Origin of the sequence: Actinomadura sp. KC06 (assembly GCF_004348735.1) — a bacterium.
In the GTDB taxonomy this organism is placed as follows: domain Bacteria; phylum Actinomycetota; class Actinomycetes; order Streptosporangiales; family Streptosporangiaceae; genus Spirillospora.
In genome coordinates this window covers 14,373-32,223 of sequence record NZ_SMKT01000033.1, presented here as the reverse complement: position 1 = coordinate 32,223, position 17,851 = coordinate 14,373, and the positions used below count along the sequence as shown (strand labels likewise).

Below are 17,851 nucleotides of genomic sequence, written 5' to 3'. Positions count from 1 at the left end.
GCCGGTCAGATCCAGGCGGTGGGACGGTCGGTCGGCAGCTCGACGGGCAACCGGACGACCGCGGGCGGCGGCTCGTCCGGCGCGGCGGCGTCCAGCACCCGCAGCTCGCAGCGCCGCGTCCCCGCGTGCCGCGCGGCGACCAGCAGCACGCCCGCGCCCTCCGCGACGTCGCGGCCTCCGGGGACGAACACGGGCTGCCCGGCGGTCCAGCCCGGCCCGAACGGCACCCGCCGGACGCGTCCCGTCTCCAGGTCGTGGCGGACGACCGCGCCGCCGCCCGCGCCCGCGTGGACCGAGCCGAAGACGACGCGGTGCCGCGATCCGCAGACCCGTCCGTCGACGACGGCGTCGTCCAGCCCGTCCGCCAGGACCTCCTCGCGCACGGCCCCGGTCGCCCCGTCGAGCACCCAGCGCTGGAGCCGCGGGGTCTCGGCGGCGGGCGCGGGCCCGGCGTCGAAGGCCCGCTCGTGCCGGATGCCGTCGAGGACGACCCGTTCGCCGTCCTCGTAAGCGTTGACCGCCCGGAACACGTAGCACGAGGTCACCCGGAACCAGCGCGGCGCCGCCCCGGGCGACCAGCGCGGCAGCAGCCCGATGCGCGCCGGGCGTTCGGGCCGCCAGACGTAGGGCGAACGGGCGCCGACCAGCGCCGCCGCCCGCGAGTAGGCGACCGGCAGGTCGAGCACCACCAGATGGCGGCGGGTGACCGCGGCCGCGTGCAGCAGCGGCGCGCCGCCGAGGGGGAAGGGCTCCGCGTGCAGGACGGTCCCGTCCCCGTCGGCGATCAGGTGCTCGGCGTGCCCCATCCCGGGGTAGGCGGCCACGGTGTGCCAGAGATCCGAGCCGCCCTCGCGGACGGGCCGGGCGAGCGACGCCGCGCCGGGTCCGTCGGGCGGGCCGAGGTCGGCGTTCCACAGTGACGGGGCCAGGGCGGGCAGCGGTCCGAGCGGCGCGCCGTGCCGCACCGGCAGCCGCTCCCGGAGCCACCGGGCGCCGCGGGCGGTCACCCGGACGCCGGAGAAGGCGTGCGGCCCGGCGGAGGCCCTGCCGACGGGCCCGGACGCGGCCGGATGCCGGGCGGCCTGCACGAAGGCGCCGTCCAGCCATTCGGGCAGCGTCCCCGCGACGGGGAGCGGCTCGTCCGCGGTCGAACGGCCGATCGCGGCGGCGGCCAGGGCCGTCCGCGGACCGGCGCTCCGGGTCGCCGTGGCCATCCTCACCGCCCCCTCTCCGGGGCTCGCACAGGACACACATAACAGTGTTGTGGTTAAAACATATCGGTGTTATGCCACACTGTCAACGTGAGCCCACGACGGACCGCCCCGGACGCCCGCACCGCCCTCATCGAGATCGGCGCCCGGCTCCTGGACGAGGAGGGCCCCCAGGCGCTGACCACCCGCCGCATCGCCAACGAGGCGGGCAGCTCGACGATGGCCGTGTACACCCACTTCGGGGCGCTCAGCGGCCTGGTGCGCGAGATGGTCCACGAGGGCTTCGACCGTCTCCAGCGGCACCTCACCGCCGTCCGCCGGACCGACGACCCGGTCGCCGACATGGCGCTGCTCGGTCGCGCCTACCGCTACAACGCGCTGGCCAACTCGCACCTGTACGCGGTCATGTTCGGCGGCTCCTCGCTGGGCGGGTTCTCGCTCTCGGAGGAGGACCGCCAGTCCGGCCGCTACACCCTGGCCAACGTCACCACGTGCGCCGCCCGCTGCATCGCGGCGGGCCGGTTCCGTGCGGGCGACCCCGAGCTCATCGCCCACCAGGCGTGGAGCGGGCTACACGGCCTGATCACCCTGGAACTCGGCCATTACCTGATCGAGCCCTATGACGCCGAAAGCCTCTTCGAGGTCCAGCTCGTCGGCCTGATGACGAGTGCGGGAGACGACAACCAGGCCGCCGCCCGCTCGGTCGACGCGTCCCGGAAGCGTTTCCAGCACGAGGTCGGCTGGATCCCCGCCGGAGGCGCCTGACCCGCCGCGGAGAAAACGGCACCGACGCCCGGCCGCCGAACCGGAAAACAGAAACCGCAATTCCCGCCTTCCTTCTTCTCGCGTGCCCTTTTTCCAGGATCGACTTACGCCGCACTCATGCGCCGTTGAAAGGCCATCGGTCAATGCCATAACGTCCGAACCGCTGGCAATCATCGGACGCCGAGGAGGCCCGCGGTGGCGCACGTTCGACCGGCTCCCGGCCTCCGCCGCCCGTCCTTCGCCGCGGCCGTGGTCATCACCGGGCTGCCGATGTTCATGGCCACGCTCGACAGCCTGGTGGTCACGTTCGGCCTCCCGATGATCCGCCGCGACATGAACGCCTCGCTGGAGACCCTGCAGTGGGTCGTCAACGCCTACACGCTGGCGTTCGCGAGCCTGCTGCTCACCGCCTCGGCGCTCGGCGACCGGCTCGGCCGCCGCCGGATGTTCGCGGGCGGCATCGCGCTGTTCACCCTGGCGTCCGTGCTCGCCGCGCTCGCCCCGACCACCGAGTTCCTGATCGCCGCCCGCACCCTGCAGGGCGCCGCGGCGGCGGCGATCGTGCCGCTCTCGCTCACGCTGCTGGCCGCCTGCGTCCCGGACGGGCGGCGCACGGTGGCGATCGGGATCTGGGGCGGGATGAGCGGCCTCGGAGTCGCGCTCGGCCCGGTGCTCGGCGGCGTCATCGTCGACGGGCTGGCCTGGCAGTGGATCTTCTGGATCAACGTCCCCGCCGGGGTCGTGGCCATCCCCCTGGTGCTGACCGTGCTGCGCGAATCGCGCGGCCCGGACCGGACGCTCGACCCGCTCGGCCTGGTCCTCGCCGGGATCGGGGTGCTCACGATCGTGTGGGCGATCGTGCGGGCCGACTCCCGGAGCTGGACGTCGACCGCCACGATCACGCCCCTGATCGCCGGAGCGGCGCTGCTGGTCGCCTTCCTGGCCTGGCAGCGCCGGGCCACCGCGCCGCTACTGCCGCTGCGCCTGTTCCGGTCCCGCGGGTTCGGCGTCGCCAACGCCGTCACGCTCACCTTCTCGTTCGGCACCTTCGGCTCGGTGTTCCTCCTGGCCCAGTTCTTCCAGGTCGTCCAGCACTACTCGGCGCTCGAAGCCGGGGTGCGCACCCTCCCCTGGACGATGGTGCCGATGGTCGTGGCGCCCATCGCGGGCATCGTGACCGGGAAGGTCGGCGGCCGGGTGCTCGTCGCGGCCGGGCTGACACTGCAGGCGGTGGCGCTCGCCTGGCTCGGCGCCGTCATCGAGACCGACGTCCCCTACAGCGCCCTCGTGCTGCCGTTCGTGTTCGCCGGCACCGGAATGGGGCTGACCCTGACGCCGCTCTCCACGTTCGTGCTGGCCAGTGTGGACGACCAGGACCACGGCAAGGCGTCGGGGACCAACAGCACCCTGCGCCAGCTGGGCGTCGCGCTCGGCATCGCGGTGCTGACCTCGGTGTTCGCGGCGAACGGCGGGTACGCCTCCGGCGACGCCTTCACCAACGGCCTGGTCCCGGCGGTCATCCTGGGCAGCGTCGTCGTCCTGGCGGGCGCGCTGATGTCCCTGCGCCTCCCCAGCCGCGACCGGAAAGCGATCACCTCCCGGCCCGGCGGACGCGCCGCCGGTTCCGGGAGGTGACGGGAGGCCGGGTCAGCCCAGGTTGACCGGGCTGTTGTGGTAGGCGCTGATCAGCCAGTCGCCGCCCTGCCTGGCCAGCACCCAGGTGGCGCGGATCTCCCGCTCGCGCCGGAGCTCGTTCTCCCCTGCCGCGACGACACCGCCCTGGGTGATGAGGATGGCGGTGTCGGCACCGGCGAAGCGGACGTCGAGCGGCTTCCCGACGACCGTGGTGCCCTTGAAGTCGCCGGCGTATCCGGCGGTCATGAAGGCGTGGATCTCGCCGCGGCCCTTCTTGAACACGTCGCCGGGCAGCACCATCGTCGCGTCCTCGGTGAACAGGTCGGCGAATGCGCTCGCGTCGTTGGCCGCCCACGCCGCGATCATGCGCTGCGGCAGCGCGGCCGCGGCGGCCTGGTCCGGGGTTGCGGCAGGCGCGGAACCGTCAGCCATGAAATCTCCTCGATCCGATCCGGAAATGCGTCCTCACAACATGATGTGCCGCCCGCGCCTGCACGGCTTCTTTGTCCTTGCGCTCCGCACAAGAACGGAATAACCGGTTCGGAACGGTCCGATGAATGGCCCCGCAATTCAGAAGATGCACCCGTGACAGGGCCGATCACACGATGGTGTCGGGCTTCGCCGAAACGGCTTCCCACCACGGTCTCCGCGCGGGCCCGGGCGATTCACGACGAACGATCTCAGGGAGATCACCATGACCGACCTGCACCAGGTGCTCGCCGATCTCACCGCCGAAACGGAGGTCCTCGACGGGCTGCTGTCCGGTCTCGACGAGGCCGGCTGGAAGACGCCCACCCCGGCGCCGGGGTGGACGATCCATCACCAGATCGCCCATCTGAGCCATATCTTCGACATGGCCGGGCTCTCCGCCGGCGACCCGGAGGCGTTCACCGCGATGACGGCGCGGCTCAGCGAGGACTTCAAGGCCAACATCGAGGCCGCGATGAAGCCTTACCTGGCTCAGGGGCCCGGCGAGCTGCTGGCCACCTGGCGCGGGAAGGTCGCCGCGTCGGTCGCGAACCTCGCCGCGGTGCCGCCCGACCAGACGGTGCCGTGGCTGGTCCGGCCGCTTCCCCCGGCGATCCTCGCCTGCGCCGGGATCATGGAGACGCTCGGGCACGGGCAGGACGTCTTCGACGCGCTCGGCGTGCGGCGCGAGTGGACCGACAGGATCGTCCACCTGGTCGGCTTCGCCGTCCTGGTGCAGGACTTCGGCTATGAGGCGCGCGGCCTGAACCCGCCCACGGCGCCGTTCCGGTACGAGCTCACCCTGCCGTCGGGCACGCCGTGGGAATTCGGGCCCGAGGACGCCGAGAACAGGATCAGCGGCCCGGCGAGCGACTTCTGCCTGCTGGTGCTCCGCCGCCGGCACCGCGACGATCTGGCGCTCACGGCCACGGGCGCGGCGGCGAACCTGCATCTGGACGTCGCGCAGGCCTACCGCGGCCCGGCGGGCGAGGGCCGTAAGCCGGGGCAGTTCGCGGCGGCCGCGAAGAGCTGAGACGCCCGCCCGAGAGCCGCGCATCCCGGTCCGGGGTGCGCGGCTCTCGCACGGGGTCAGGAGGCGTTCGGTTCGGGGTTCCGGCGGCGCGGTCGCGGAACGGAGGGCATGGCCCGCAGGGACGGATCGACCGCCCGTGACCCGATGTGGCGGGCCGCCGCGAAAGCGGCCCAGGCGGTGAGCTCGATCAGGGTGGCGTCGCCCGGATGGTCGCGCCGGAAGTCCTCGATGGCCGAGTCTCCCACCTGGTAGGACGCGAGGGCGGTCAGCAGCGCCAGGCGTCCGGCCGGGCGGTCCTCCTCGGGCAGGCCGGACACCGCGTCGGAGACCCAGGTGGTGTCGATGCCGGGCGGCCGGCCGTTCCAGCTCGCCAGCTCGGCCAAGACGAGGGCGCGCACCGACGCGGGTACCGACCGCTCGCCGGCCGCGGCGGCGGCCGCGGCGGCTCGCGCGAACGCACCCGACACTGCCGGGGAACCCGCGGCCCATGCCAGGTCTGCGGGGAGTTCGGCGGCGGGCAGCAGGCGCAGGGAAGCCCCCGGAGTGCGGGGCTTGAGCACGATCCTCCGCAGGAACCTGCCCATGACCCGGACGACCCTCCCCCGGGCCCGGGAGGGCAGGCTCGGCGGGAACGGCGAGTCGCTCAGGAACACGTTCACCATGCGGTTGATGTAGTGGAAGACCACCGCCGTGCCGATCAGCTCGGCCGCCTGCTCGGCGGGGAACGGCGCGGGACGCCCGCCGCCCGTCGCGGGACGCTCGCCGCCCGGCGCCCGCGCCGCCAGCGTCCGCGCCCAGGTCGCGATGGACCGGAGGTGCGGATCGCCGATCGCCCCGAGGCCGTCGGCCATGACGGCGGCCGCGTCCTCGCCGCGGACGAGCCCGTGCAGCGTCATGCCGTGCACCTCGACGCAGAACGGGCACCTGTTGTCGAGCGAGACGGCGGACGCGACGGCCTCCTTGGCCGCCCGGTCCGCCGTCCCGCTCGCGACCAGCGTCTCCCGCAGGGTCATCCAGCAGGCGGCGAGGAGTTCCGGCGCGGGCGAGTGCAGGATCACCGGCGGGGCGAGCACGCCGAAGTCCCGTTCGACCTGCGCGTAGACCTCCCCGACCGACGCCCGCGCCGCCTTGTGCCGCACGATGGCGACGTGCCGGACCAGATCCTGGGCGCCAGGCCGGGCGATCCGCGCGAACAGCGTGGTCATCGCGTCGTCCTTCCGCTAGCCGCGCGTCAGGCCGGCGACGAGCGGCGCCGCGGCACGGCGCGCGGTGGTCGACCCGTCGGGCGCGGGCGCGCCGTAGGAGACCTCGACGCCCCGGTCCCGGGCGGCCTCGACCAGGCCCGGCATGGCGCGCTCGGCGAGCGCGGCGATCGTCATCGCGGGGTTGACCGTGAGCCCGGTCGGGACCGCGGACCCGTCGGTGACGAAGATGCCCGGGTGGTCGCGCAGCTCGTGCCGGTCGTCCAACGCGGAGGTGTAGGGGTCGTCGCCGATACGGCAGGAAGACAGCGGGTGGACGGTGTAGGCCCCGACCACGTCGTTCGTCCACGGCATGACCTTGCCGAGGCCGTCCTTCTCGATGATCGCGCGGACGGCCTCGTCCGACTCGCGCCAGCCGCGCTGCGTGTTCACGGTCGGGTCGTAGCGCAGGTTGCCGCGGCCCAGCATCTGCTGGGAGATGCGGTGCGCGTTGCCGGTCGCGGGCGGCGGGCCGAAGACGCCCTCGTTGTCGTCCTCCGACATCGTGAAAATGGTCAGCCAGGACTGCCAGCGTTTCAGCATCTCCTTCTTCTCCACGCCGAACCAGGTCGGCGAGAAGCCGGTCGCGTCGGACGTCTGCGCCAGGATGGTGCCCAGCCCCGGCGGGAAGTAGAGCTGCTCAAGGGAGAACCGGGAGTACTCGGGCAGGGAGCCGTCCAGCCGGTCCCAGTTGGCCACCACCGGGCCGCGCCCGATCTGGTTGGCCGCGTAGGACAGGCCGTTCCCCCGGTCGAGGCCGAGCACCTCGCGCACGCGGTCCTCGTCGATCACGGCGGTGTTGAGGCGCTCGCCGTTCCCCGAGAAGTAGCGTCCGACGCCGTGCGGCATCTTCCCGAGCATCGGCTCCGAGCGCTGCAGGATCACCGGCGTGGCGCCCGTGCCCGCCGCGAGCACGACGAGCTTGGCGTCGATCGTCCCGCTGCCGACGCTGACCCGGTAGTCCACGTCGTCGATGACGTTGTAGTGCACCCGGTATCCGCCGTCGTCGTTACGGGTCAGGTGCTGGACCTCGTGCATGGGACGGATCACGGCGCCGTGGGAGAGCGCGGCGGGCAGGTAGTTGAACAGCAGCGACCGCTTGGCGTCGAACTTGCAGCCCGCCATCATCCAATTGCAGTTGACGCAGAGCGAATTGTCGACCGCGACGGGGACCGGGTTGGCGGTGAGACCCGAATGGTTGCAGGCCGCCCCCCACAGCCCGCCCGCGTAGGTGACCTCGTCCCAGGTCTGCTGGACGACCGGCATCGCCTCCTCCACCCGGTCGTACCAGGGTTCGAGGGTCTCGCGGGACACCGCCTTGGGCCACACCCGGCGGTTGATGCTGCCGCGCCGCTCGAACACGAAGCGCGGCGCCCGGGGCATGGCGGCGAAGTAGACGACGCTGCCGCCGCCGACGCAGTTCCCGCCGAGGATGCTCATGCCGTCCCCGACGACGAAGTCGAAGATCCGGGTGTAGGACGAGCCGAGCTTGAAGTCGTGGTCGAAGTCGTCGCCGTCCAGCCACGGGCCGCGCTCCAGCACGGTGACCCTCGCCCCGCCCGCGGCGAGGTGGTAGGCGGCGATGGCGCCGCCGAATCCGCTTCCGACCACAACGACGTCGGTGCTCTCAACGCTGGTCATGCCGGGCTCCCTGAAGGGGTCGTGTCGGGATGGACGTCGGCGAGTTTCCGGCCGTAGCCGTACTCGGGGAAACGCCAGAGACCGTCCTCGTCGGGTCGGGCCAGGCCCAGGGCCGCGATGCCGGGATGGCCGCCGGCGATCGCGTCGAGCGTGTTCAGGTGCGCGCCGGTGTCGAACGCCATGTTGGCGAACAGGGCCACGCTGACCCAGGCGTCCTTCTCCGGGTGGCCGGGCGCGAGCAGCGCCTGGACGAGGGCGGTCCGCTCGGCGAACGGCAGCGCGACGAACGGCGGAACCGCTGGGTCCGGCGTCAGCCCGGCCCACTCGGCGTGCCGGCGCGCGTGCCCGTTCAGCATGGCGACCAGCTCGTCGAGGCCGGGCAGCACACCGGCCGCCGGGGTCTCCAGCAGGTCGACCGCGCCGGCCGCCACGGCGCCGGGCCCCGGCGACGCGCCCGCGACGGCGCGGTCGTCCGGCCACCGCTTCTCACCGGGGACGATCGTGTCCGCGAAGGCTTCGAGCGTCATGACCCTGACGGCCCGGTCCTCTTCTCTCGCCGGGGTTTCGGCAGACACCGGCGTCACCTCCTGTCGTCAGCGTTCGGTGATGTGCATGGGGAGGCCGCCGCGGAGGCGGAGGGAGAGCATGGCCTCGGGGACCGCCGTGTGGCTCCGGACCTTGGCCAGGCCCAGCTCCCGCACCACCATCGCCAGGACGAAGGTGGCCTCCATCATTCCGAGGTGGTTTCCGACGCAGAACCGCGGCCCCGCGCCGAACGGGATGTGCGCGTAGCGGGGACGGGTGTCGGGGCTGTCCGGGTCGAACCGGCCGGGGTCGAACCGCTCCGGGTCCTTCCACAGCCCCGGGTGCCGGTGGATCGTGTACGGGGAGATCAGGACGTCCGAGCCCGCCGGGACGTGGTAGCCGCCGATCTCGTCGTCGGCCTGGGCGATGCGGCTGAGCAGCCAGACGGGCGGGTACAGCCGCATGACCTCCTGCAGGACCATGTTCGTGAAGGGCAGCGCGTTGAGGTCGTCCAGGACCGGGGTGCGGTCGCCGAGGACGCGGGTCACCTCGTCCCGCAGCCGCTCCATGACCTCGGGGTGCCGGTCGAGCAGGTAGAACGACCAGCCGAGGGTGCTCGCCGTGGTCTCGTGCCCGGCGAGCATGAGCGTGACGAGCTCGTCCCGCATCCGGCGCCGGCCGACCGCCGGGTCCGCCTCGGCGCGGGTGGAGACGATCAGCAGCGAGAGGGCGTCGTCGCCCTCCGCGGACCGGGCCGACCGCTCGGCGACCATGCGGCCGACGATCTCGTCCAGCTCCCGGCGGGCGCGGCGGAACCGGAGCTGCTTGGGCAGCGGCACCCACGTCGGCACCATGCCCTGGCTGACCATCTCGAACATGGCCTGGTCCTGGACGGCCTCGAACGCCTTCCCGATGGAGGAGTAGGCGCTGAGGTCGGTGTCCAGCAGCGTGCGGCCGAGCACGCCGAGCGTGAGGTCGGTCATCTCGCGGACGACGTCGACCGGCGGGCCGCCCGCGTGCCTGCGCAGGCGGGAGACCAGCTTGGCGGACTCCTCGATGATCGCGTCCGCCTGCCGGGCGATGCGCTTGTGCTGGAACGCGGGCTGGATGGCGCGGCGCTGCATGCGCCACAGGTCGCCCTCGCTGGTCAGCAGCCCGTCGCCGAGGGCCCGCCGCGCCTGCGCCAGGCCGATGCCCTTGTGGTAGTTGCCGGCGTTGTCGGCCAGCACGTGCTTGGCGTGGTCGGGATGGTTGAAGAAGTAGAGCTGGCGCGGGCCCATGACCATCCGCACCGCGTCGCCGTAGCCCGCGGCCGTGGTCATCATGCCGAGCCGGTCGGAGACCAGCTGCTTCAGCAGGCGCGGGGTGGCGCTGAAGGGGGTCCCGGGCGGCAGCCGGCGTGCGCGGCCCGCGCGCCGGGCCCCCCGCGCCTGACGGGTCGTGCTCATGGCGGCCCCCCGCCGGAGGATGGCGTCCTCGTCATGTCTGGACCTCGTTTCGTCCCGGCTCCAGCCGGTGGAAGCGCCCCTGGTAGAACAGCAGCGCCTCGTCGTGGTCGGCGTCCGGCCGGTCCATGGACAGGACCCGGCCGAGGAAGATCGAGTGATCGCCTCCGTCGCAGGTGTTCCAGGTCTCGCACTCGAACCTGGCCAGGGCGCCGGCGATCAGCGGCGCCCCGGTGAGGGGCCCGGTGTCGGTGTCGACGTCCTCGAACTGCGCGGCGCCCAGCGGACGCGACGTGTCCGCGAAGTGCCGCGCGATCCGCTCCTGGCCCGCGGTCAGCACCGACACCCCGAACAGCCCGGCGCCCAGCGCGTGGTGCATGACCGCCTTGTGGCCCACGCAGACCAGCACCAGCGGCGGGTCGAGCGAGACCGCGGTGAAGGAGTTGGCCGTCATGGCGTGCGGGGTCGCGCCGCCGACCGTCACCACCGTGACCCCGGTGGCGAACGTGCCGAACGTCCTCCGCAGCGCCTTGGCGTCCAGCAGCCGCTCGGCGGATGTCGAGTTGACGCTCACGCCGTGCTCCCCGCCTCGATGCGCGCCCCGTTCCCGGGGACGTAGGGCGCCAGGGCCCGGGTCAGCGCCTCGGGGACGCGTGTGGGGACGGTCCGCGTGTTGGGCCCGCGCATGCAGGCCACCCGCTGCCGCCCCCGGGCGACGAGGGTCTCCAGGCCGCCCGGATCCAGCCGCACGTAGTCGAAGCCGAACTCCAGCTGGGTCTGCGCCAGCTCCAGCAGGCGCATCCGGATCGACAGCTCGTGGAACGCGGTGATCTCGGCGAAGAACTCGCAGTCCACCTTCAGGGTGAACAGCTTGAGGTCGTCGCGCAGGTCGTCCAGCACGTCCGGCGCGCGGTCCTTGAGGAACATCTCGCGGCAGCGGCCCTGCCACCGCAGGTAGTTGACGTAGTAGACGTTGCCGACGATGTTGGTCTCCTCGAAACCCACGATGTGCCGGTACTCGTAGTAGTTGTCCGTGGTCATGACCGTCCTTCCACGAGGACCGCGAAGACGACCGACCCCGGGCGGTCCCGCAGGGTCGTGACGAGCGTCGCGATCCGCAGCGGGCCCGAGGCCAGGACGATCCAGGCGTTCCGCCGTCCGGGCGTGAGGGTGAGGGACGCGTCGGCCGGGAGCCCGGCCTTGCGCAGGCATTCGACGGCCGACCACACCCGCGTCCCGGCGGTGTCGGGAGACTCCTCCGCCTCCCGGGAGATGAGGGCGGCGAGCGGCGCGTTGCCGCCCAGCAGGCCGTCCCAGTCCCCGGCGGAGCGCTCCGCGACCGGCTCGACGTCGCAGCCGAGCGGGCCGTCGCCGGCGACGGCGAGGGTCAGCCCGGCGCCGTGCGACGCCGAGACCGCGCCGCCGTCGAGTTCGGGCCGCCCGTCGGGGCGGTACCGGACGTCCACGGGACGGCCGAGCGCGCGCCCGGCGGCCAGCGCGGTCTGCGCGCGCCGATCGGCGCCTTCCACGTCGGGTTCGACGGCCGTGGCGACGCGGACTCCAGTGAGGTCCTCCACCTCGCGCTCCAGGTAGGAGCCGAGGAGGGGCGCCACCCAGGGGCCGCTCCCGTCGCCCTTGCGGACGGCTTGGAGCCGCAGGCCGTCCCATCGTTCGACGACCTCGCCCGCGCCGTTCCGGACGGCGATGTCGTAGACGTAGGTGTCGCCGTCCTGGCTGCGCTCGGTGGCGGTGTACCGGAGGACGCCATCGGCCTCCACCGCCGCCGGGCCGACGTGCACCCGGTCGATGCCGCGCGGGAGCAGCGTCGCGTCCGGGACGCAGACCTGGTTCCCGTGCATCAGCGCGTCCCGCGTGCCGGGGTCGCCGAGCAGCAGCTCACCGGACAGGAACCCGGCGAACCACGTCACGCCCGGCACCAGCGCGACGTCGGCGTCCACGTGCCGGGCCGCGGCCCGGTGGAACGCGCGGAGCCGCTGGAACCTGGCCCCCTGGAACGCCACCCCGCCGTACAGCTCGGTCATCGGGTCGAGCTGTACGCCGGGCAGGCCCTCGGCGGCCTGGTCGGGCGGCCCGGAGGCCACCTCGGCGCCGGAGAACACCAGCGTCGCCTGGAAGTGCTCGGCCGCGAAGCCGGTCTCCTCGCTGCGGACGGCCACGCGCACCGCGCGGTCGTCCACGACGGCGGCGGCCACACGGATGGTGGTGGAGCCCTCCGGCGGGACGACGATCGGGCGCAGGAACTCCGCGTCCTGCACGACCGGCGGACCGGTCCAGCCGGTGGCGGCCGTCGCCACCTGCGCCATGGCCTCCAGGCCGATCACCGCCGGGAACAGCAGGTTGCCGTCCAGCAGGTGGTCGGCCAGGTACGGGTCGGTGCCCGCGTTCAGCTCGACCTCGGTGACCAGCTCGACGCCGTGGTAGCGGACGAGCGGCCGCTCGACGAACCGCAGCAGCGGCAGCTCGGGAAGGTCGTGCCGGACGGTGTCGATCCCGCCCGTCCGGCCGCTGATGACGGTGATCACGGGCGCGTCCGGGTCGGACACCAGCCGCCGCATGATCTGCACGCCCTGGTCGGGCGTGATGGCGGTGATGCCCTCCTGGGACAGCCCCTCGACCACCGACAGGCGCTCGCCCATGCCGACGCCCGACCAGACCGACCACTCCATGCAGAGCGTCCGGCAGGCGGGGTGCCGCTCGGCGAACTCGGCGGTGAGTTCGGCGAGCCACTCGTTGGCGGTGGCGTAGTGCGCCTCGCCGCGCAGCCCGGCCCGTCCGATGATGCTGCCGAAGGTGACCAGCAGCTTCAGCGCGCCGGGGTCGACGGCGTCCAGCACGGCGCGCAGCCCGTCGAGCTTGGGCGCGAAGGTGCGGCGGAACGCCTCGGCGTCCAGGCCCGCGATCGCGGCCGGCTCGTTGCGCCCGGCGCCGTGCAGCACGGCGGTCACGGGCCCGACGGACCCGGTCAGCTCCGCGATCGCGGCGCGGACCTGGTCCGGCTCGGTGACGTCGGCGCGGGCGTAGCCGACCGTGACGCCGGCGTCGGCCATGCGCGCCAGGTTGGCGGCCAGCTCCTGGTCGTCGGCCGGGTCCGAACGGCCCAGCAGCGCCAGCTTCGCGCCGGTGTCGGCGGCCACCGCCAGCGCGCACTCGGCCGTGATGCCCTTCCCGCCGCCGGTGACCAGCAGCACGTCCGAGCCGCCGAGGACGTGCTCGACCCGTCCGGCGGTCGCGGGCATGGCCCGCAGCGTCGGGACGCGCCGGACGCCGTCGGCGCCGTAGTGCACCTCGCTGAAGTCGGCGGTCGCGGCCACCTCGTCCACGACCTGCGCCACAGCGGTGCCGGAGTCCGGCGACACGGACGGCAACTGCACGATGGTGACCTTCAGCCCCGGCGTCTCCAGCCGCAGGGTCTTGGCCAGCCCGGCCGCGCCCCGGCCGTGCTGGACGAGGACGAACCGGCCGTCCGGCTCGCGCAGGGCCTGCCGCGCACCGTCCAGCGCCAGTTCGACGTGATCCCGCTCGACGTCCGGCGGGAGGCAGACCAGGACGCCGGAGCCGACGTTCGCGCGCTCCAGCGCGCGGCGCAGCGGCTCGGCCAGCGGGTGCCCCTCGGTGGCGTGGACGTGCCATGCGCCGTTGTCCTGCGGCGCGGTCCGCGCGGGGAGCGGCAGCTCGTCCAGGTCGAGGCCGAACGCCCGCGACCACGAGGCCGCGCCCGCCACGACCGGGGCGGGACCCGCGTCGGCGGTGGCGGTCTCGGCCAGGGTGTCCAGGGCCTGCCCAAGCTCCGCCAGCGTCGCCACGGCGAAGTTGGTGGGGACCTGGGCCACCGGCAGGTTCATCGCCTGCGCGGCCTGGTTGATGACCTGCCCCACCGTGATGGAGCTCAGGTGCAGGTCGTCGAGCAGATGGCTGTCGTCGGTGACCATCTCCGGCGGCAGTTCGATCCGCGCCGCCACGAGCCGGCGCAGGATCTCCAGGCCCGGCAGGCCGTCCGCCGCATCGTCCGCCGGGACGCCGGCCGGGGCCTCCGGGCCGCCCGCCTTGCGGCCGCTGCCCCCGCGGATGGTGACCGGCGGAGCCGCCTCGGCCGGGCTGGCGAAGAAGGAGAACTCGGCGCCGATCTCCAGCGGACGGGTCAGCCGGCCGTGGAACAGCGCCTCGTGCCGCACCGGAGCGCCCAGCGCGTACGCCGCGCCGATCACCCCGAACAGCGGGGCCAGCGACTCGGCGTCCGTGTCGAGCGGCAGGGCCGGAAGGTCGGCGATGCCGGCGGCGAGCCCGCTCAGCACCGTGCCCGGCCCGACCTCGACGAACAGGTCGACGTCCTTGGCCGCCAGCTCCACCGCCTGCGCGAACAGCACCGGATCGGTGATCTGGCGCCGGAGCAGCCCGGGCAGGTCGGTGCCGGGTGCCAGCACCTCGCCGGTGACCGTGGACACGATCCGCCGTCCGACGGCGCCGAACGACTCCCCGGCCAGCTTGTCGCCGAACGCCCCGGCGGCGGGGGCGACCAGCGGCGAGTGGAAGGCGTGCGACACCCGGATCCGGGTGAAGCCGACGCCCGCCTCCTCCGCCTTGCGCCCGGCAGCCTCGACCGCCTCCCGCGACCCGGCCACGACCGTCTGCCCGGGGCCGTTGTACCCGGCGATCACCACCGGGAGGCCGCTGATCAGCTCGTCCACCCGCGGCGGCGGGGCGCTGATCCCGGCCATGGTGCCGGACGAGCTGTGCTCGGTCATCGTCTGCCCGCGCACGCCCGCCACCCGCAGCAGCGTCTCCTCGTCCATCGCCCCGGCCCAGTGCAAGGCCGACAGCTCGCCGAGGCTGTGGCCCACCGCGACCTCGCCGTCCAGGCCGAGGACCGACAGGGCGCGCAGCCCCGCCACCGACCCGGTCACGATGCGCGGCTGCGCCACGGCGGTGGCCACCATGTCGCCGGAGGCGGGCAGCGCCGCCTTGAGATAGGCCTCCTCGACCTCGGCGAACCGGCGCCGCAGCGCGCCGCCGCTGGTGCCGCGCCCCGAACCCTGGCCGGGGAACAGCAGCCCGATGCGGGCGGCGCGGGCGGCGTGCCCGAGGAAGGCGCGCGCGTCCGGGGAGATCAGGCGGAGCTCGCCTTCGTCCAGCGCGTCCAGCACCTGCCGCAGCCGCTGCTCGGCGTCCTCCGGGGAGGACACCACGACGGCCGCCCGGTAGGGCAGGTCGCGCAGCCGCTCCTGCAGCGTCGCCGCCAGGTCGCCGAGCTCGGCGTAGGCCAGCTTCGGGACGAACCCGGCGAGCTCGGCCAGCCGCTCGCGCAGCCGTCCGGGCGAGTCCGCGTCGACGATCAGCAGCTCGACGTCCTGGACCGAGGCGGACAGTCCCCGGATCCGGGTGTCCACGGCGACGCGCCGCCGGGGGGCGGTGCTCTCCACCACGACGTGGGTGTTGATGCCGCCGAAGCCCATCGCGGTCACGCCCGCCCGGACGGGCCGTCCCGCGGGGAACGCCTCGGCCTTGCGGAGCGGGCGCAGCGCCGCGCCCTCCTCCGCCAGCACCGGATGCGGGTCGACCATGCCGGTGGTCGGCGGCAGCACCTGGTCGTGCACCGCCATCACGGCCTTGATCAGCCCGGCCACCCCGGCCGCGGCCTTGGTGTGCCCGATCATGCCCTTGATCGAGCTGACCGCGGCGGGCGGAGCGCCCGGGTCGGCCGCCCTGCGCGCCAGCGACAGCGCGGTGAGCTCGGTCTTGTCGCCGACCTCGGTGCCCGTCCCGTGGCCCTCGAACATCGACACCGTCTCGATGCCGAACCCGGCCCGCTCGTAGGCGCGCGCCAGCGCCAGCCGGTAGCCGCCGATCTCGGGACGGGTGATGCCGCCCTGCCCGTCGGACGAGACGCCCCAGCCGGCGATGGTCGCGTAGATCCGGCGGCTCTGGGCGCGGGCGTCGTCCTCCCGCATCAGCACCACCATCCCGGAGCCCTCGCCCGGCCAGAAGCCGTTGGAGTGCCGGTCGTAGAGCCGCATCTCCCCCTTGGCCAGGGCGCCGGTCTTGGCGAAGCCGATGATCTCGAACGGGTCGATGGACAGGTCCACCCCGCCCGCGATGGCGATGTCGACGTCGCCCTCCAGCAGCGACCTGCACGCCGTCACCACCGACAGCAGCGACGAGGAGCAGGCGCCGTCGACGGTGTACCCGCCGCCCTTGAGGTCGAAGTGGTTGCAGATGCGCCCGGCGATCGTGTTGGACAGGCCGCCCGCCAGGGAGTCCTCGTCGATGCCGGGGAACGGCTTCTTGTAGGCCGCCTCCAGATCGTCGAGGAAGTCCGACAGCCGGTCGTCGTCCCACCCCTGCTGCTCGCGCAGCGCCGCCGACACGACCCGGCGGACGTAGGGCCAGCGCAGCCGCAGGTTGTTCGCCCGGACGAACTCGCCGGTCAGGGTGTTGCCGACGATCACGCCGGCCCGCTCCCTCGGGAGCCCCTCGCCCTGGGCGAAGCCCGCGTCGGCGAGGGCCTCGCCCGCCACGTCCAGCGCCAGCCAGTGCGTGAGGTCGGTGGCGCGGTAGGTGCTCCCGGCGACGCGGTGCGCCGCCCGGTCGAACTCGTAGCCCTCGATGACGGCGGCCTTCTTGGCGTAGAACCGGTCCGGCGCGGCCGGGTCCGGGTCCCAGTAGTCGTCCAGGTTCATCCGCTCGTCGGGCAGGCGCCGGAAGGCCCGGCGCCCCGCCAGGGCGTTCTCCCACAGTTCCCGCGGTGAGGTGGCGTCCGGATAGCGGCACGCCATCCCCACGATTGCCAGCCTGCTCATGCGGTAACGACCTTCTTCCCGTCGAGCGAGCCGTTGGCGGCCTCGCCGTCCTGGCCGGCGTCGCCGTCATGCCCGCCGCCCTCGACCGCCTTGGCGGCTCTCTCCTGCGCCTCGCGCTGCTCGCGGGCGCGGTTGGAGATGTGCAGCGACCACAGGAAGCCGCCGCGGATCGCGCAGACGGCGGCGGTCGCGAAGAACAGGCCGTAGGCGATGCTCATGCCGGTGAGCAGGCCGTAGACGACGGCGATCCCGGCGCCGAACGCGAACTGCGAGGCGGGCGCCGACGGGCTGGTCCCCGGGTCGGTGACCATGTAGTTGGTGTAGAGGACGAACGCGACGCCGGTCATCATGATCAGCGCGGCGGGGATGGAGACGTCCAGCAGGACCCCGCGGACGACCGCCTGGATCACGTAGCAGCTGAGCCAGCCCATGATCAGCCACACCCGGCCGGTGAGCTTGGCGTTCAGCATCGTGCCCGCGCCGAGGATGATCGCCGGGACGAGCCAGTCCACCGGGCTCTCGAACCGCTCGGTGAAGTGGTACGGCGGCGCGATGCTCGCCCAGGGGAACACCAGCAGGATCACGGCGATGCCGAAGTTGGACGGGTTCATGTAGTGCCGCATCCGGCCCTTGACCGGGGCGCGCAGGACCCACTTGGCCCCGACCGCGACCAGCACCCCGAAGATCATCACCCAGACCTTGTCGTTGACGTAGATCAGCATGTTCACGGCCAGCGCGGTGATGTGCGACGGGTAGAGGAACTCCATGACCCCGCGCATCCCGTTGCCCATGAAGCGCGGCGTGCGGCGCTCCACCCGGGCCGAGATGAACTCCAGCGCCGACTCGAAGGAGTAGGCGGTGGCCAGCGCGATGAACGGCCAGATCCACGGCTGCTCGAACCCCAGGACCGTATAGCCGAAGATGTTGAACACCGTGATCGACATCGCGAAGTTGCGCAGCGCGATGACGACCTTGGGGCTGTGCCGCGGAGCCGCCGGGCCGCCCGGGGCGGCCGGGGCGGCCACGGCGCCGTTCGAGACGTTGTCGTTCGAGGGAGCGGTGGTGGACATGA

The 17,851-nt window shown here is 73.4% G+C and carries 13 protein-coding genes; 3 read left to right on the top strand and 10 right to left on the bottom strand.

Going from position 1 to position 17,851, the window contains the following annotated elements:
• Nucleotides 1-5 precede the first annotated feature (5 nt).
• Nucleotides 6-1,214, bottom strand: a complete 1,209-nt coding sequence (locus tag E1287_RS13660) for a carotenoid oxygenase family protein (protein WP_131965291.1) — start codon at nucleotides 1,212-1,214, stop codon at nucleotides 6-8.
• 87 nt (nucleotides 1,215-1,301) lie between these two features.
• On the opposite strand from E1287_RS13660, the gene E1287_RS13655 reads away from it, so the two are divergent.
• The gene (locus E1287_RS13655; protein ID WP_131965290.1) at nucleotides 1,302-1,976 is read left to right on the top strand and encodes a TetR/AcrR family transcriptional regulator; all 675 of its coding nucleotides are present in this window, start codon (nucleotides 1,302-1,304) and stop codon (nucleotides 1,974-1,976) included.
• Between the two features lie 195 nt (nucleotides 1,977-2,171).
• The gene (locus E1287_RS13650) at nucleotides 2,172-3,611 is read left to right on the top strand and encodes an MFS transporter (RefSeq protein ID WP_207934198.1); all 1,440 of its coding nucleotides are present in this window, start codon (nucleotides 2,172-2,174) and stop codon (nucleotides 3,609-3,611) included.
• Between the two features lie 12 nt (nucleotides 3,612-3,623).
• On the opposite strand, the gene E1287_RS13645 is transcribed toward E1287_RS13650, so the two are convergent.
• Nucleotides 3,624-4,043 (bottom strand): SgcJ/EcaC family oxidoreductase, encoded by a 420-nt coding sequence (locus tag E1287_RS13645; RefSeq protein ID WP_131965289.1) that lies wholly within the window; start codon nucleotides 4,041-4,043, stop codon nucleotides 3,624-3,626.
• A gap of 262 nt (nucleotides 4,044-4,305) precedes the next feature.
• Between E1287_RS13645 and E1287_RS13640 the strand changes: the two genes are divergently transcribed.
• On the top strand, nucleotides 4,306-5,112 hold the full coding sequence (locus tag E1287_RS13640) for a TIGR03084 family metal-binding protein (protein ID WP_131965288.1): 807 nt from the start codon (nucleotides 4,306-4,308) through the stop codon (nucleotides 5,110-5,112).
• A 56-nt stretch (nucleotides 5,113-5,168) separates the two neighbouring features.
• Here the strand turns inward: E1287_RS13640 and E1287_RS13635 are convergent, their stop codons facing one another.
• Genes E1287_RS13635 through E1287_RS13600 form a run of 8 tightly spaced genes read right to left on the bottom strand, consistent with a single transcriptional unit; the run spans nucleotide 5,169 to nucleotide 17,849 of the window.
• A complete protein-coding gene (locus tag E1287_RS13635) occupies nucleotides 5,169-6,317 on the bottom strand; it encodes a carboxymuconolactone decarboxylase family protein (protein ID WP_131965287.1) in 1,149 nt (382 codons plus the stop codon).
• A gap of 15 nt (nucleotides 6,318-6,332) precedes the next feature.
• Nucleotides 6,333-7,994 (bottom strand): GMC family oxidoreductase, encoded by a 1,662-nt coding sequence (locus E1287_RS13630; protein ID WP_131965286.1) that lies wholly within the window; start codon nucleotides 7,992-7,994, stop codon nucleotides 6,333-6,335.
• Complete coding sequence (locus E1287_RS13625; RefSeq protein WP_243718967.1) at nucleotides 7,991-8,569, bottom strand: DUF5987 family protein; 579 nt, start codon at nucleotides 8,567-8,569, stop codon at nucleotides 7,991-7,993. Before E1287_RS13625 ends, E1287_RS13630 begins: the two co-directional genes overlap by 4 nt.
• Nucleotides 8,570-8,587: 18 nt before the next feature.
• Nucleotides 8,588-9,967 carry a cytochrome P450 gene (locus E1287_RS13620; RefSeq protein WP_131965285.1) on the bottom strand — a complete coding sequence of 460 codons (1,380 nt, stop codon included), beginning with the start codon at nucleotides 9,965-9,967 and terminating at the stop codon, nucleotides 8,588-8,590.
• A 31-nt stretch (nucleotides 9,968-9,998) separates the two neighbouring features.
• Complete coding sequence (locus E1287_RS13615; RefSeq protein ID WP_131965284.1) at nucleotides 9,999-10,538, bottom strand: flavin reductase family protein; 540 nt, start codon at nucleotides 10,536-10,538, stop codon at nucleotides 9,999-10,001.
• Nucleotides 10,535-11,005 carry an acyl-CoA thioesterase gene (locus tag E1287_RS13610; RefSeq protein ID WP_131965283.1) on the bottom strand — a complete coding sequence of 157 codons (471 nt, stop codon included), beginning with the start codon at nucleotides 11,003-11,005 and terminating at the stop codon, nucleotides 10,535-10,537. The genes E1287_RS13615 and E1287_RS13610 overlap by 4 nt, the downstream gene beginning before the upstream one ends.
• The gene (locus E1287_RS13605; protein ID WP_131965282.1) at nucleotides 11,002-16,779 is read right to left on the bottom strand and encodes a type I polyketide synthase; all 5,778 of its coding nucleotides are present in this window, start codon (nucleotides 16,777-16,779) and stop codon (nucleotides 11,002-11,004) included. Before E1287_RS13605 ends, E1287_RS13610 begins: the two co-directional genes overlap by 4 nt.
• Nucleotides 16,776-17,849: an enediyne biosynthesis protein gene (locus E1287_RS13600; protein WP_243718965.1), complete on the bottom strand. Its 1,074-nt coding sequence runs from the start codon at nucleotides 17,847-17,849 to the stop codon at nucleotides 16,776-16,778. The genes E1287_RS13605 and E1287_RS13600 overlap by 4 nt, the downstream gene beginning before the upstream one ends.
• Nucleotides 17,850-17,851 lie beyond the last annotated feature (2 nt).